The organism is Noviherbaspirillum album (genome assembly GCF_035916955.1).
Classification (GTDB): domain Bacteria; phylum Pseudomonadota; class Gammaproteobacteria; order Burkholderiales; family Burkholderiaceae_D; genus Noviherbaspirillum; species Noviherbaspirillum album.
The window spans coordinates 19,435-35,294 of sequence record NZ_JAWIIV010000051.1 but is presented as its reverse complement, the minus strand read 5'-3'; the positions used below and the strand labels follow the sequence as shown (position 1 = coordinate 35,294).

Here is a 15,860-nt window from a genome sequence, read left to right as displayed (position 1 = left end):
GTAAAACGCTGTTTCATGGCTGCCTCCAGGGCTAGGCAGACTCCATATTAGCGCCGTACTAATTCAAGGGGACAGGTCAGTCATTACCCAGATCGATGGAGAGATGGTAGATCGCCTGGCGACCATTATTGAAGAGGCACCTAACACCTGGGATGGCTTTATCAATGAGAACATCGCTTACATCAACATGGCTCTCGAGCCGGAAATCCAGCGAATCATGTTTCTCGAGGGCCCGGCAGTATTGGGCGACCCTTCGCAATGGCCCAGTCAGAATTCCTGCATCCGTAGTACGCAGCGAAGTGTTCAGAAGCTGATTGAGGAGGAAGTCGTGTATCCGATTGACCCTCTGGCGGCGGCTCACCTTATCAATGGCGCCCTGCGAGGCGCCTCCTTGTGGATCGCAAGTTCCGACGACCCTCAGGCGGCATCCCAAAAAGCGGTGGACTGCTTCCTGGCCTTGGCTTCAGGCCTGCTCCGAAAAAGAGACCGGCCGGATGAGCCGTAGTGGCATTTTCAGCCCTTTTCCGGCGATCCTTCAACCATTATTATTTCAAAACCGTTGACCAACATCGATGGCCGAGTCCCACGGTGCTGGAGAACCGATGCAGAGGCACATCGGAATGGAAGTTCCGATAGCTGCACCCGCAACGATCCCGGGTGCCGAAGATGAATTTCCGTAATGCAACTATAATGGCGGCCCGTTATTGAAACGTCCATTATGAAACTCAGCCGAAAACTCCCCCTCGCCTTTGCTGCGGTCGCATTCCTGATTGCCTTCGCCGGCCTGTTCGGCGTCTACAAGTTGAATCGCAGCCTGAATATCTACTCGCAGGAGATCAAGACCGACTTCGCCGCTCAGCAAGCAGTCGCTGTCATGCACCTTGATTTCAAGACGCAGGTGCAGGAGTGGAAAAATGTCCTCCTTCGAGGGAAGGACCCACAGCAGCTTGACAAGTACTGGTCATCTTTCCAGAAACATGAGGACAAGGTGCGGAAGTCGGCTATGAAGCTGCAGTCAATCCTGGCTTCTGGTGAGGCGCGAGATATCGTCCAGCAGTTTGCGCAAGCTCATGCAAAGATGGGTGAAGGCTACCGCAAGGGGTTTGAAGACTTCAAGGCCGCTGGTTTCGATGCCGCGGCAGGCGACGCAGCCGTCAAGGGTATGGATCGTGCCCCCTCGGAATTGCTTACTGCCGCGACCGGAAAGATTGATGCGGTCTCACAGGAAAAGGTTACCCAAGCCGAGAAAGGCAGTCGCGATGCGATTGTCATCAGTCTGGTATTGATGGGAGTTGGCTTTGCTAGTGCTGCCATCGCAGGCGTCCTTATTTCACGTGCAGTAACGCGCCCCTTGCACCACGTCGTGGACATGGCCCGCCATATCGCTTCGGGCGATCTGACCCATGAAATCATGGTGAACACGCATGACGAGAGTGGCCAAATGCTACAGGCACTCAAAGACATGAACGCGAGTTTAGCGAGTACAGTCGCACAGGTACGCCTTGCATCCGATGCCATTTCCACGGCGTCGACACAAATCGCCTCCGGGAATCTCGATCTTTCATCCCGCACTGAACAGCAATACGGAGCGCTGCAGGAAACAGCAGCTTCGATGGAAGAACAGACCGCCGCGATCCGGCGTAATGTCGAAAACGCGCATCAGGCGAATCAGCTCGCCGAGAGCGCTTCCGACGTCGCCACAAAAGGGGGTCAGGCAGTGGCCAAGGTGGTGACGACCATGGGTTTGATTGAACAGTCTGCAAAGCGCATCTTCGACATCATCGGAGTGATCGACGGCATCGCGTTCCAGACGAATATCCTGGCGCTGAATGCGGCGGTCGAAGCTGCCCGAGCTGGTGAGCAAGGACGGGGCTTTGCGGTCGTGGCAAGCGAGGTGCGAACCCTGGCCCAGCGTAGCGCAGCAGCAGCAAAGGAAATCAAGGGGCTGATTGAGGAATCCGTCCAGAACGTTGATGTTGGCAGCCACCTCGTTGGCGAGGCGGGTGAAACGATGGAGCAGGTGGTGCAAAGTATCCGTCAAGTTGCTGAAATCATGCGGGAGATTACCGAAGCGACCGCAGAGCAGAGTCGTGGAATCGAAAATGTCAATAAGGCAATCTTCGAAATGGATCGGGTCACGCATCAAAATGCCTCCCTAGTGGAAGAAGCCGCTTCTGCTGCATCTTCGCTGCAGGACCAGGCAATACAGCTATCTCAAGCGGTAGGCATATTTAAAGTCAGCAATCGCAACTGAGAGGTATTGCGGACAGTAGCCGTCGGGCCGGCAGCTGGCGCAATTCAGACCAATGCGGACACAGGCGCACCTTGGCTAGGACGCCGTCCGCGCGATCGCCTCAGCGTAAATAGGCTTGGCTAATCTGTTGCCGCAGCCAGCTGTTTGCGGGATCGTTCTCGGCACTGGCGTGCCAGTACAGGTACAGGTCTGTCGCCGGCAGCTTGAGCGGGAAAGGTGCAATCCGATTGTCCAGCGATGCATTGGTGATGTGTGCATAACGCTCCGGCATGGTCAATAGCAGGTCGGTTTTTGCAACGACCCTGCACGCGGTCCAGAAATGCTGGCAGCGCAGCTTGATCTTGCGCTGCAGGCCCAGCCGTGACAGCGCCAGGTCTTCGGGGGCCGGTCCGGTCGGACGCGAACTGGTCAGTATGTGCTCGTGGGCCAGGTAAATATCCGTCGTCAGTTCGCCGCACAGCGCCGGATGGCCCTTCCGCGCGACGACCACCATGCCCTTGCCTGCCAGGTGCTGCTGCTGGATACCATGCGCGAACGGCACATGCACATCGATCACCGCGGCCAGTACGCCGCTTGCGAGCTGCGTTTGAAACTCGCCTCGGCTATGCTGGACCGATGCAATCCTTACTTTCGGCGCGGTGTCCTTGATTTCATCGATCAGTGCGGGAATCATCGTGCTTTCGACAATTTGCCGCATTCCTATTCTGAATTCCCGGTCCGATAATGCGGGATCGAAGACCGAAAGGCGGTTGAGCGAGCCTTCTATTTCGCCGAGCGCACGTCGAACCGGCACGATCAGTTCGTGTGCGACCGGAGTCGGCTTCAAGGAATTCCCGTGCCGGACGAACAGCGGATCGCCTACCATTTCACGCAGCCGCCCCAACGCATGGCTGACTGCCGGCTGCGAAAGGCACAGTGTTCGAGAGGCGCGCGTGATGCCGCCCTGCGTGTAGATAGCGTCGAATACCGCGAAGAGATTGAGGTCGATGCGATTGATGTTGATCATGTTGCAATTGACGGCTAATACCAATCCCAAGTCATAACATGACAAATGAGATCGATGGATTTCTTCGCCTGGCGAGGCCGAGGTGCGGATCAGGAATCCATAGCGGGCTATGGATGACGAGCGCAACGCGGCCACACGGAAAAAGACGTGATCTCATGTCATGGAATGACTTGGGATCGATATCGATACTCAGGCATGCTACCACTCCCCCGCCAAGTCATGCATGGAATGAATGACCTTGATACAAACAATGCATTTGCCCACCCTACTTCCCTTCCATAAGCTTTCATTATTTGCGCCGATATCCGGCGAGAGCAAGCGGCACGCGCTGGCATGACAGTACACGCACTCGAGATCAGGCGGGACTCAAGGCAGCCGCATTGCCCGGCACCGCATCCGCGACCGGCAGGTGCCAGAAGTCCCGCCCCGTTTATGCGGTGTGAATCACGATCATCATTAAAAACCGGCCGGGTGCGAGCACCCGCCGTCAAGGAGAAAGCGGCATGGAATTTGAATACTCTGATCGTTGCAAGGAACTGCAAGGCAAGCTGCTGCGCTTCATGGATGAGCACATCTATCCGAACGAGAAGGCGTACAAGCAGGAAATCGAACGCAACGGCAGCGAGAAAGGAAATCGCTGGCTCGCCACCGAGACCATCGAACAGCTGAAACCCAAGGCCCGCGCCGCCGGCCTTTGGAACCTGTTCCTGCCGAAATCTCCACGCGCGCCGGAAGGCTTATCCAACCTCGACTATGCTCCGCTGTGCGAAATCATGGGCCGAGTGTACTGGGCATCGGAGGTCTTCAACTGCGCCGCACCGGACACCGGTAACATGGAAACCATCGAGCGCTATGGCACCGAGGAGCACAAGCGCCAGTGGCTGGAACCGCTGTTGCGCGGCGAGATCCGTTCCGCCTTCGCGATGACGGAGCCGGCGGTGGCTTCGTCCGACGCGACAAACATCTCCACCCGTATCGAGCGCGACGGCGACAGCTATGTCATCAATGGCCATAAATGGTGGATCTCGGGCGCCGCTGATCCGCGCTGCGCCGTTTTCATTCTGATGGGCAAGACGGATCCGGATGCGCCGCGTCACTCCCAGCAATCGATGATTTTGGTACCGCGCGATACGCCCGGCATCACTATCAAGCGCCCGCTGCCGGTATTCGGCTATGACCACGCGCCGCACGGACATTGCGAGATCCTGTTCGAGAATGTGCGCGTGCCGGCCTCCAACATCCTGCTGGGCGAGGGCCGCGGCTTCGAAATCGCGCAGGGCCGTCTCGGTCCTGGCCGCATTCACCATTGCATGCGCGCCATTGGCGTTGCAGAGCGCGCGCTGGAACTGATGTGCAAGCGCCTGAACGAGCGTGTCGCTTTCGGCAAGCGAGTATCCGACCAGAGCGTATGGCACGAGCGCATCGCGGAGTCGCGGATTCGCATCGATACCGCGCGCCTGCTGACACTGAAGGCCGCCTACATGATGGATACCGTCGGCAACAAGCACGCAAAGGCGGAGATCGCCATGATCAAGGTGCTGGCACCCAGCGTGACGCAGCAGGTGCTCGACTGGGCCATCCAGGCCCATGGCGCGGGTGGGGTATGCGACGACTTCCCGCTGGCTGCCCAGTGGGCGAGCAACCGCACGCTGCGCATTGCGGACGGTCCGGATGAAGTTCACCGCAACGCGATTGCCAAACTCGAGCTCGCCAGGCACATGAGCATCCCGAAACACGAGACGGAACTGCCGATCACGCGCTCCTGAACCGCCCTTGCGCCAAGGAAGCATCTTTCCGGACAAGCCGCGTCGATCCGCGATAAGACATCGCGAATTGATGCGGCGGCGACGCATTTCCCGCCGGGTCGGTTCGGCGTGTCAGTGCAGGACAGGCGCCGCAGTTGCAGCGCGCGTTTCACCCGCCACGGATCATGTTTCTTTCATCAGCCCGGGGCGCCTTCACTCCACGGTGGGAACTGTTAAACAATATCAAGGAGCGGTTGCGCGGAGCTTGCAACACTTGCTGCACCAGTCGTTTCCTGCACACCGCCACAAACCCTGATGCCGCACTGAAATCCATTTTCGCCAGGAGGCCCATGAAAACACGTATCACTGAACTGTTTGGCATCGAGCATCCCATCATTCAAGGGGGCATGCATTATGTCGGCTATGCGACGCTTGCTTCCGCCGTTTCGAATGCCGGCGGACTGGGCATCATTACCGCGCTGACCCAGCGCACGCCCGAGGCGCTCGCCGCGGAGATCCGGCGCTGCAGGGAACTGACGGACAAGCCTTTCGGAGTGAACCTGACTTTTCTTCCCTCGGTGACTCCGCCCGATTATCCCGGATACATCAAGGCAATCATCGAAGGCGGCGTGAAGGTCGTCGAGACGGCAGGAAACAATCCGCAGAAATGGCTGCCCGCGCTCAAGGAGGCCGGCATCAAGGTGATCCACAAATGCACCGCCGTCAGGCATGCGCTCAAGGCGGAGACGATCGGTTGCGATGCGGTGAGCGTCGATGGCTTCGAATGCGGCGGGCATCCGGGCGAAGACGACGTGCCGAATTTCATCCTGCTGCCGCGCGCGGCCGAGGAGCTGAGCATTCCGTTCGTCGCCTCCGGCGGCATGGCTGACGGCCGTTCCCTGGTGGCTGCCCTGGCGCTCGGCGCCGAGGGCATGAACATGGGCACCCGCTTCATCGCCACCAAGGAAGCGCCCGTTCATGACAACGTCAAGCAGGCTATTGTTGCCGCGAGCGAACTTGATACCCGTCTCGTCATGCGTCCGCTGCGCAATACCGAGCGGGTGCTCGGCAATGCCGCCGTCGACCGCCTGCTGGACAAGGAACGCCAGCTCGGCGCGTCGCTGAAATTCGAGGACATCGCCGCCGAAGTGGCCGGCGTCTATCCGCGCATCATGCAGGACGGCGAAATGGATGCCGGCGCATGGTCCTGCGGCATGGTCGCCGGCCTGATCCGCGACGTGCCTACGGCCAGGGAACTCATCGATCGCATCATGGCGGAGGCCGAGGCCTTGATTCGCCAGCGTCTGACGGGAATGCTGGGCACCTGACCCTCGCCATCGTAAATGGCGGACCGCGAGCATGCCCGCATCGTGGTCGACACTCTCAAGGCGGGCATGCTTTTCCCTGTCCGGAGGACATATGACTTTGCCGACTCTCGAAACGACGTCCTACAACGTGGATCAGGGCATTGCCACGATCACCCTCAACCGCCCCGAAAAGCTCAATGCCTACAATGCGAAGATGCGCGAGGAGCTGATTGCATTGTTCGACGAGACCGACGCCGACGACAACGTGCGCGTAGTGATCGTCACCGGTGCCGGCCGGGCGTTCTGCGCGGGCGCCGACCTGTCGTCGGGCGGTTCGACCTTCGACCGCCAGGCGAACCCCGGCAATCTTTCCCGCGAATCGCTCAAGGTGGGCGAGGTGTACCGTGACGGCGGCGGCACCAATACGCTGCGGATCTACCAGAGCCTGAAACCGGTCATCGGCGCAATCAACGGACCGGCAGTCGGCATCGGCGCAACCATGCAACTCCCGATGGATGTGCGCATGGCCTCCACCGAAGCGCGCTTCGGCTTCGTGTTCGCCCGGCGCGGCATCACCCTTGAAGCAGCTTCATCCTGGTTCCTGCCGCGGCTCGTCGGCATGCAGACCGCGCTCGAGTGGTGCACGACCGGCCGGGTGTTCGGCGCTGACGAAGCCCTTGCCCGCGGCCTTGTACGCTCGCTGCATGCCCCCGATGAACTGCTGCCCGCCGCACAGGCGCTCGCCCGCGAGATTGCCGACAACACCGCCCCGGTGTCGGTCGCACTTACCCGGCAGATGCTGTGGCGCATGGCCGCGGCGCCGCATCCGATGCATGCGCATCGCATCGACAGCCGTTCCATCCAGGCGCGCGGCCAGTCCGATGATGCGCGCGAAGGCGTGACCGCCTTTTTGGAGAAACGCCCCGCCGTCTTCCCGAACAAGGTGTCCACCGATATGCCGCCCTTCTTTCCATGGTGGGACGAGCCGCCGTTCGAATGAAATTCCCTTCCATGTCAACGCACTTGCATATCACACGCCCATGAGCTTCAACACACACCTTTCGCTGTGCGGCCCGTTGCGGCAACCGCACCAGATGCTGGCCGAACAGGAATACAGCGGCCACACATCCATCCATGACGACGCCATGGCCGAAAAACTGGGTTTCCGCGCAGGTCCCATCGAAGGACCGACGCACTTCAGCCAGTTTGTGCCGCTGCTGGCGCAGGTTTGGGGCAAGGACTGGTTCGAGCGCGGCTGCCTGTCGGCGCATTTCCAGAACATGGTGGTCGAAGGGGAATCGGTACGGGCCTTCGTCGAGCTACCCGCTTCCGGCGCCACGCGAACGCGGGCCTGGGCGGAGAAGGCCGACGGCACGCCGGTGCTCGAAGCCAGCGCCAGCATCGGTCCCGACCATGGACCGACGCTGCTGGAAGAGCGCATGGCGCAGCTGCGGCCTCCGGAAAAACTCGTGATCCTGTCAGACCTGAAGCTGGGAATGACCGGTGCCGTGGATGAGCCGGTGCGCATGGACGCCGACCAGCACATGGGCAAGCTTTATCCGTTCTCGCTCAGTCAGAAGCTGGAGAAGATTACGGAAAATTCAGCTTGGTATGCGGATGCATCATCTTCGCCATGGGGCCGTCCGATCATTCCGCTGGAAATGATCAGCGTGCTGGTCGAATACACCAGTCCCAAGGCAAGGTTTCCGGTCAGGCAACCCGTCATCGGCCTGTTCGCCGACCTGGAAATCCGCATTATCGACGGACCGCTATTCGTCGGCGAAGATTATCTGCTCCGGCGCGAAATCGTCGCCCTGTCGGAGAGCAAGCGAACCGAGTCCTACTGGGTGCGCACCCGCATCTATGATGCCGGCGGACAGCATCTCAAGGCCGAAATGCTGCTTAACCATGCGACATTGAAGCACTCGCTACCGGATTATGAATCGCTGCGACAGAGCGGCTGAATAAAATGTCCGCGTACTCGCGTGAATCGCCGTGAAATCTTGCCTACGTGAGGAAACACAAGCCCGAGCCGCGAGCGGACATTGACGACCGATCTACACTCAAAAGCGCAACAGGACGTTATACCAATCCCAAGTTATGACATGACAGATGAGATCGATGGATTTTTTCGTCTGGCAAGGCGCGGGAAGAATCCATAGCGAGGCTATGGAAGACGAGCGCAACGACGCCAGGCGGAAAAGACGCGATCTCATGTCATGGAATGGCTTGGGATTGGTATTAGCTCCATACGAAATGTTGCGTTCTTTCGTTGAAAAGTAGCTGGAAAGTGAAATGCAGCGAATAGCAATTGATGCAGTCCTGATGAGGTGTACAACCACATCCTCGCCCTTCTTACGCCAGGCCCGCTGCATGATCTATGCTCACATCCCACGGCGCAGGCGTGGGAAAAATCTCCCGCAGGAAGTCCAGGAACGCCCTGACGTTTGGACTGGCGCGGCGGCTTTCCGGCCATAGTGCGGTGACTGCGTAACGTTCCCTTGCCCATTAAGGTAAAACCGGTACCAGCTCGCCTCTTCTTACATGACATGCCGCCGCATACGTCGGACTGATTCCGATACCGCCGCCCGCCGCCAGTACCGCGAGCACGCCGTCACTGGCGTCGACTACGATTCCCGCATTCGGGGTGAATTCCATCATCCGTTCCGCAACCTGAAACGGCCAGCACAGCGATTGACCGGAACTCTGGTAGCGGAAATTCACGCACTCATGTCCGCTCAGCTCCTCGATTGATTGCGGGATGCCCATCCTTTCCAGGTAGCCAGGGGAAGCGAACGCGCACAAGCGATGCGGCGCCAGCCGACGGGATAAGAGCCGGGAGTCGGCCAGGTTCCCTACCCGCAACGCCACGTCGATACCTTCCGCAATCAGGTCGGTCTGGCGATCGGCCAATCGCAAGTCGACTGCCAGTTTCGGGTAACGCTTGCGAAATCTGGGCAAGGCAGGTGCAAGGATATGTATCCCGACAGGAAGCGGTGCCGTGACCTTCAACATGCCGGCCGGCTCTGCGCGCAGTGGCAGCGGTCTGCTCGATGTGCTCAACCTCCTGCCACGCCGCCAATGCACATCGATTTGACGGCTGCCGAATGCGCAGGGCACGGCCGTGCTCGCAGCAGCCTCGGCCGCCATGGAGGCGCTGGCACGCAGCCACGCATTGGAGGTGGCCCCGATCCGTGTCAACACCCTTTCCCCGGGACAGATCGAGACTCCCATGCTCCACAAGGTCCTGGCCGATGCCCGCGAAACCATCTTAGAAGCAATGCGCCGTGCCGCGCCCTTGCAGCGTCTTGGTACGGCCGATGAAGCCGAAGCGGCGCGCTAACACGCTGAGCAGCTAGCAGGATACCGGCTTTGAAGGCGGCACCATGCACAATGGTGGAACCGCTCCCCCAACTTCTCGCCTCACTCCAGTGTCCGCCTATCAGTCCAATTGCAACGCCAGGGACACGGATCTCAGGAAGACTTTCAGCGAGTCAGATCAAAAACCCTGAAGAAGGCGGACATTCAAAGTCGAATCGCGGATTGGCGGAACCGTGTTGATGACAGGTTTAGGGCAATTGCGGGCATTTGGAGTAATCGAGCTTAGCCACCCGCGCGCTTAGGATCATGACCATGCTTTCTTAACTCCGAAATGATCTGCTCGCAGTGGTCCCCCTGGACTTCAATTACACCATCCTTTACTGTTCCGCCAGAGCCGCATGCCGTGCGCAACTGCTTGCCCAACAAAGCCAGTGCAGCAGCATCGAGCGCTAGCCCCTTGACGATCGTTACGCTCTTCCCGCCCCGGCCTTTGGTCTGGCGTGACACACGTACCACACCATCACCGACGGGCACGACCTTAAGACGGCAGGCGCACTCAGATTGTGCCCGTCGGCATTCAGGACACATGCGTCCGCCATCAGTGGAATAGACGAGGCCGCCGTTTGAACGACTCTTCATGTCTTGCACGGTAATGTTTGAATTGTGAATTGTCCGAGTTTAGCATCGCGTGCCTGTCCACTGCGCGACCTTGACGGTGCAGAGTCATTCGTTGCTACCTGTTACGTGCACTCTACTGTCATCCGCTCCTCATCCTTGGAGGCTGACAATCGCCGCAGAAGGTCGCTTTTCCATTCGAAGCAAATCTTTGGCCGAAGCCGTGTCGGCTGGATACACTTGCATTACTGAAAAGGTGACTGCCTGCAACGCCAGTCACCCGTCCAGTTTTCAACTCTTTAATAGGTGAACTCAGAAATCGAACAGATCGCTAAGGAATCCCTCTTTTTTCTTTTTCTTGTAATGTCCTTGTTGATGCTCTGGATAATTTTGCCCCTGGTGCGATCGCCCAAATCCATCAGGCTGGCGCGGTTGCGATCCAAAGTGGTCGTTGCCTTGAGTAACTGGCGGCACCACTGCACCAGAAGACCTTTCAATGATTTTATCCAACTCACCGCGGTCAAGCCAAACACCACGACAATTCGGACAATAATCAATCTCGATACCTTGACGTTCCGACATTACGAGCTTCGTGGTTGGGCATACTGGACAATCCATATTTTCGCTCCTCAGTGAGTAACATGTAGATGTGTCGCGCTAAAGCAAGAGGCGAGACAATCAGATTACATATAGATATTGGGGCGGAAAACATTCTTGCAATGGGCAAAGCAATCCTTGCCGCATATCGCATGACCTGATGTAGAAATTTTCCGCCAGCATGAGGACGACTCTTCATGTTGCTGATCGGCCCGGAATTTCTCGGAAGCATCATACTGGTGGAAGCACCTGTCAAATCAAATTTTACCAAGGTCATGATAATGAACTGACAATAGGCTAGCGGTGTCGGAGTTGCATATGACGCAACTTGTGGGGAGGAGAAACCGTGGATGCCGTAATCAATGCAGTAAACGACATCTTTTGGAGCTATATCCTTATCTATGGCTTGCTGGCTATCGGATTATTCTTCACCTTAAGGCTAGGTTTCGTACAATTTCGGATGTTTCCGGAAATGTTTCGCGCAGTCATCGGCAGCGGCGAAACGGATAGAGCTGGCATTACGCCTTTTCAGGCACTTTGCACCAGCCTTGCTTCACGAGTAGGGACCGGCAACATCGCCGGCGTGGCAGTAGCCATTCATCTCGGCGGCCCCGGTGCGGTGTTCTGGATGTGGATGGTTGCCCTGGTAGGCATGGCCACTGCCTATGCTGAGTCAACTCTTGCCCAGCTCTATAAAACCCGTAATGAAAACGGAGAGTATCGCGGCGGCCCTGCGTTCTACATGGCAAGGGGACTAAGGGCTCCGTGGGCCGGTGCCATTTTTTCGATCAGCCTGATCATGACGTTTGGACTGGCGTTCAATGCAGTGCAGGCAAATTCGATCGCCGCGGCAATGGAAGGCGCGTTCGCCGTTCCCAAGCTGTGGGTAGGGATCGCGATTGCAATCATCACCGCCATCGTCATCTTCGGAGGCATTCGGCAGATTGCACGCGTAGCCGGGATCATTGTGCCATTCATGGCGTTAGCCTATCTGCTGGTTGCACTCTATGTCATTGCAGTTAATTTTACTGAAGTGCCGGGCGTGTTAATGAATATTGTGACGAGCGCGTTCGGCATCGATGCTGCCGTCGGGGGCGTTGCCGGCGCGATGCTCAACGGCGTCAAGCGAGGCTTGTTTTCGAACGAAGCGGGCATGGGTTCGGCTCCCAATATCGCGGCAGTAGCGACTCCCGACCCACATCATCCCTCTTCGCAGGGCCTGGTCCAGTCGCTCGGCGTCTTTATCGATACCCTGCTGGTCTGTACAGCGACCGCGCTGATGATCCTGCTGTCCGGCGCTATCGTCCCGGGTTCTGAACTGACTGGCACGCCACTTACTCAAGCGGCGCTGCGGGAACACATCGGCGTCGCCGGCGAATGGTTCGTCGCGGTTGCCATCCTGCTGTTTGCCTTTACCTCCATCATAGGCAACTATACGTACGCTGAAAACGCCATGGTTTTCCTCCGGCTGGGCGGACGTGCGTGGATCAGCCTGCTGCGCATCGGTGCTCTATCGATGGTGGTATGGGGGTCCTATGAAAGTGCCACCACCGTATTCAACGCGGCAGACGCATCAATGGGACTCATGGCAACGATTAACATCGTTTCAATTGCCCTACTGTCCGGCACTGTTGTCAAGCTCACCCGTGATTACAGTACGCAGCGCAAGGCGGGGCGCCGGCCTGAATTCCATCTTGGCGATTATCCGGAATTGGCAAAGGGAGTTGACGCGTCCATCTGGTCGCGGCGTTCATGACAAGCTCCGAACGTGGGCGTAAAGCTTGATGCAACACTCATTGCTTTGAGAGTCCTTGATGCCGAAGCAGTGGTTCCGAACAGAAATATAAAGGAATACGCGTGTTTTCCTTACCTCAATTAATAGTCGCCCTCCCCCTGGCTTTATTCTGGATCCCAGCGCTTGCGGGGCGCCTGGGCCGAAGCGCCGCGTCCTGGAGCACGGCGGCGATAATGGCTGGATCGCTTGTGCTGCTGCTTTCCCAGAGCGGAGCGGTCTTTTCCGGGGAGACACTTCATGGTTCGATGGCGTGGCTCCCGCAGGCCGGTCTGCAAGCGTCATTCCGCCTTGACGGCCTAGGCCTGCTGTTTTCCCTTCTTATTTTGGGTATCGGACTGCTGGTAGTGCTGTACGCACACTACTATCTAGCCGAAAAGGATCCTGTCGGACGCTTCTATTGCTACCTGCTGTTGTTTGCGGCCGCCATGCTCGGCGTGGTCCTGTCCGACAACGTGATACTCCTGGTCGTGTTCTGGGAATTAACCTCGCTGAGCTCTTTCCTGCTGATCGGCTATTGGGATTACCGCTCCGATGCACGCGCGGGCGCCCGCATGGCATTGACCGTCACTGGTGCGGGCGGGCTTTGCCTGCTGGCCGGCATGCTGCTGCTGGCGCAGGCCGCGGGCAGCTATGAATTGTCCGACATCCTGCAGCGGCGGCAACAGGTACAGGCTAGTCCTTATTATCTGCCAATGCTGATCCTGTTCCTGCTCGGGGTCTTTACCAAATCCGCCCAATTTCCTTTCCATTTCTGGCTGCCTCACGCGATGGCGGCGCCGACACCGGTCAGCGCCTACCTGCATTCCGCAACCATGGTCAAGGCCGGAATATTCTTGCTGGCCCGCTTCTATCCGGTACTCTCCGGCACCGATGCATGGTTCTATATCGTTGCCACGGTCGGCTTCGTCACATTTGCATTCGGTGCGTACGCAGCACTGTTCAAGCATGACCTGAAAGGCTTGCTCGCCTACTCAACCATCAGCCACCTCGGGCTCATAACCCTGTTGTTCGGTCTGCAAACCCCGCATTCGGTGGTTGCCGCCGTCTTTCACATCATCAACCACGCCACCTTCAAGGCCTCGCTCTTCATGGCGGCCGGCATCATCGATCATGAAACCGGAACGCGCGATATGCGCAAGCTGGGCAGCCTTTGGAAATACATGCCCTATACCGGGGCGCTGGCCCTGGTTGCATCCGCCGCGATGGCCGGCGTCCCGCTGCTCAATGGTTTCCTGTCAAAGGAAATGTTCCTGGCGGAGACGCTGCAGGTTCAAGCGGGCGGCATCTGGGGCGTCATGATCCCGGTGGCGGCCGTCATCGCCAGCGTATTCAGCGTCGCGTACAGCGTGCGTTTCGTGGACGACGTATTTTTTCGGGGCGAACTGGTTGGCCTGGACAAGGAGCCCCATGAGCCGCCAGTCTGGATGAAAGTGCCGGTCTATCTGCTTGTGCTGCTGTGCCTGGCAGTCGGCATCTTTCCCTACTATACCGTTGCGCCATTGCTGGCCACGGCCGTGGGCGCCACCTTGAATGGCCCGCTTCCGGAATATTCGCTTGCCATTTGGCATGGCTTCAACCTCCCGCTGGTAATGAGCCTGTTTGCGATGGCCGGCGGCGCGGCGGTGTACTTCTTCCTGCAACGCGCATATGACCTGCACCGCTATGTGCAAAGCCCTTTCGGCGGCCACTGGCTTTACCGCGAGGCATTGGGATACCTGCTCGGGTTTTCGAGCGCCCTGACGCAGCGACTGGAAAACGGTTCGCTGCAACGCAGTCTTGGATGGACGGTCATCACGGCGCTGATACTGGCCGCATCCCCGTTCCTCGCGTGGGAATGGACCATCGGAACCAGGCCTCTCACCGCGGTCAACGGCATTGCTGTCGTCATCTGGATCATGCTTGCCGCTGTTACGGCAGCCATCGTCGCCCTGCACGAACAACGCCTTACCGCATTGGTCCTTGTCGGCCTTGTCGGGCTGATAACCACCCTGGCGTTTGTCTATCTTGCTGCGCCGGACCTAGCCCTAACCCAGGTCTCGGTCGAGGTCGTGACGATTGTACTAATTCTGCTTGCCCTGTACTGGCTGCCCCAGCACACGCCGCGCGAGGACGGACGCCGGCCTTCCTTGCGCAAGGTGCGCGATGCAATCGTGGCGGCGGCGGCCGGGCTCGGCATCACCGCCGTCACCTATGCCGTCCTGACCCGTCCTTTCGAGTCGTTGTCTGCCTACTATCTCGACAACAGCGTGCCTGGCGGCGGCGGTACCAACGTAGTCAACGTCATCCTGGTCGATTTCCGCGGATTCGACACCTTCGGCGAGATCACCGTACTGGCGCTGGCGGCGCTCGGCATCGCGGCGCTGATGGCCAATCCGCTGGCCGCGCGCAGGACTGCGGATGGCGAAGGTCGTGCATGGGCCAGGGAAACACATCCATTAATGCTAACCTCGCTGACCAGTGTTCTGCTGCCGCTTGCGCTGACCGTGGCGGTTTATATTTTCCTACGAGGTCATAACCTGCCCGGCGGCGGTTTTGTCGCCGGTCTTGTCACCGGCATTGCCTTGATCCTGCTATACATCGCCAACGGCATCGACTGGGCCGCTACCCGCATGCGCATCGAGTACCCGCGGGTGCTCGGCGCCGGCATCCTGATCGCCGGCCTGACGGGGGTCGGAAGCTGGTTTTTCGGCCGGCCTTTCCTGACCAGCGCACATGGACATCCGCACTTGCCGTTGCTGGGCGACCTTCCACTGGCCAGCGCAATGGCATTCGATCTCGGCGTGTACCTCACCGTCGTAGGCGCGGTCATGCTGTCGCTTGGCAGCCTGGGGCGTGCGGGCCGCTCATCTTCCGGAAATGCCGCAACCACAAAGGAGACCTGACATGGAGTTATTGCTTGCCAGCGCCATTGGCATACTTGTCGCCGGCGGCGTCTTTCTGCTGTTACGGGCCCGGACATATCCTGTCGTACTCGGACTAACGCTGCTTTCCTATGCGGTCAATCTGTTCATCTTCGTGATGGGTCGGCTGACGCCGCACGCGCCCCCGATCATCGATGCGCAATCCGGTGTCTACGCAGATCCGCTTCCACAGGCGCTGGTACTGACTGCCATCGTGATCGGGTTTGGCATGACCGCATTTGTACTCGCTCTTGCCGTGCGCGCCAGACATGAATTGGGAACGGACCATGTCGATGGCGCCGGGGACGGGAAGGAATAAC

General features: G+C 58.6%; 14 protein-coding genes. 10 read left to right on the top strand and 4 right to left on the bottom strand.

What is annotated here, in order from left to right; genetic code table 11:
* The first annotated feature begins 103 nt into the window (after positions 1 to 103).
* A complete protein-coding gene (locus RY831_RS29980; protein ID WP_326509996.1) occupies positions 104 to 505 on the top strand; it encodes a hypothetical protein in 402 nt (133 codons plus the stop codon).
* Positions 506 to 718: 213 nt separating this feature from the next.
* On the top strand, positions 719 to 2,254 hold the full coding sequence (locus RY831_RS29975) for a methyl-accepting chemotaxis protein (RefSeq protein ID WP_326509995.1): 1,536 nt from the start codon (positions 719 to 721) through the stop codon (positions 2,252 to 2,254).
* Between the two features lie 100 nt (positions 2,255 to 2,354).
* On the opposite strand, the gene RY831_RS29970 is transcribed toward RY831_RS29975, so the two are convergent.
* Positions 2,355 to 3,260 (bottom strand): LysR family transcriptional regulator, encoded by a 906-nt coding sequence (locus RY831_RS29970; RefSeq protein WP_326509994.1) that lies wholly within the window; start codon positions 3,258 to 3,260, stop codon positions 2,355 to 2,357.
* 503 nt (positions 3,261 to 3,763) lie between these two features.
* On the opposite strand from RY831_RS29970, the gene RY831_RS29965 reads away from it, so the two are divergent.
* The 4 genes from RY831_RS29965 (at position 3,764) to RY831_RS29950 (ending at position 8,276) form a co-directional block, all read left to right on the top strand.
* The gene (locus RY831_RS29965; protein WP_326509993.1) at positions 3,764 to 5,026 is read left to right on the top strand and encodes an acyl-CoA dehydrogenase family protein; all 1,263 of its coding nucleotides are present in this window, start codon (positions 3,764 to 3,766) and stop codon (positions 5,024 to 5,026) included.
* Positions 5,027 to 5,355: 329 nt separating this feature from the next.
* On the top strand, positions 5,356 to 6,333 hold the full coding sequence (locus RY831_RS29960) for an NAD(P)H-dependent flavin oxidoreductase (RefSeq protein ID WP_326509992.1): 978 nt from the start codon (positions 5,356 to 5,358) through the stop codon (positions 6,331 to 6,333).
* Between the two features lie 91 nt (positions 6,334 to 6,424).
* Complete coding sequence (locus RY831_RS29955; RefSeq protein ID WP_326509991.1) at positions 6,425 to 7,312, top strand: crotonase/enoyl-CoA hydratase family protein; 888 nt, start codon at positions 6,425 to 6,427, stop codon at positions 7,310 to 7,312.
* A 40-nt stretch (positions 7,313 to 7,352) separates the two neighbouring features.
* On the top strand, positions 7,353 to 8,276 hold the full coding sequence (locus RY831_RS29950) for a hypothetical protein (protein WP_326509990.1): 924 nt from the start codon (positions 7,353 to 7,355) through the stop codon (positions 8,274 to 8,276).
* 544 nt (positions 8,277 to 8,820) lie between these two features.
* Here the strand turns inward: RY831_RS29950 and RY831_RS29945 are convergent.
* The gene (locus RY831_RS29945; protein WP_326509989.1) at positions 8,821 to 9,546 is read right to left on the bottom strand and encodes a substrate binding domain-containing protein; all 726 of its coding nucleotides are present in this window, start codon (positions 9,544 to 9,546) and stop codon (positions 8,821 to 8,823) included.
* Between RY831_RS29945 and RY831_RS29940 the strand changes: the two genes are divergently transcribed.
* Positions 9,461 to 9,655: an SDR family oxidoreductase gene (locus RY831_RS29940; protein WP_326509988.1), complete on the top strand. Its 195-nt coding sequence runs from the start codon at positions 9,461 to 9,463 to the stop codon at positions 9,653 to 9,655. The two genes, RY831_RS29945 and RY831_RS29940, sit on opposite strands and share 86 nt — an antisense overlap.
* A gap of 260 nt (positions 9,656 to 9,915) precedes the next feature.
* Here RY831_RS29940 and RY831_RS29935 read toward each other — a convergent pair whose 3' ends face one another.
* Positions 9,916 to 10,272 carry a translation initiation factor Sui1 gene (locus RY831_RS29935; protein ID WP_326509987.1) on the bottom strand — a complete coding sequence of 119 codons (357 nt, stop codon included), beginning with the start codon at positions 10,270 to 10,272 and terminating at the stop codon, positions 9,916 to 9,918.
* Positions 10,273 to 10,560: 288 nt separating this feature from the next.
* Positions 10,561 to 10,866 carry a TFIIB-type zinc ribbon-containing protein gene (locus tag RY831_RS29930; RefSeq protein WP_326509986.1) on the bottom strand — a complete coding sequence of 102 codons (306 nt, stop codon included), beginning with the start codon at positions 10,864 to 10,866 and terminating at the stop codon, positions 10,561 to 10,563.
* A 325-nt stretch (positions 10,867 to 11,191) separates the two neighbouring features.
* Between RY831_RS29930 and RY831_RS29925 the strand changes: the two genes are divergently transcribed.
* The 3 genes from RY831_RS29925 (at position 11,192) to RY831_RS29915 (ending at position 15,859) form a co-directional block, all read left to right on the top strand.
* Positions 11,192 to 12,601 carry an alanine/glycine:cation symporter family protein gene (locus RY831_RS29925; RefSeq protein ID WP_326509985.1) on the top strand — a complete coding sequence of 470 codons (1,410 nt, stop codon included), beginning with the start codon at positions 11,192 to 11,194 and terminating at the stop codon, positions 12,599 to 12,601.
* A 101-nt stretch (positions 12,602 to 12,702) separates the two neighbouring features.
* Entirely contained in the window at positions 12,703 to 15,522 is a 2,820-nt protein-coding gene (locus RY831_RS29920; protein ID WP_326509984.1) for a monovalent cation/H+ antiporter subunit A, read from the top strand.
* A 1-nt stretch (position 15,523) separates the two neighbouring features.
* Positions 15,524 to 15,859: a Na+/H+ antiporter subunit C gene (locus RY831_RS29915; RefSeq protein ID WP_326509983.1), complete on the top strand. Its 336-nt coding sequence runs from the start codon at positions 15,524 to 15,526 to the stop codon at positions 15,857 to 15,859.
* The last annotated feature ends 1 nt before the right edge of the window (position 15,860 follow it).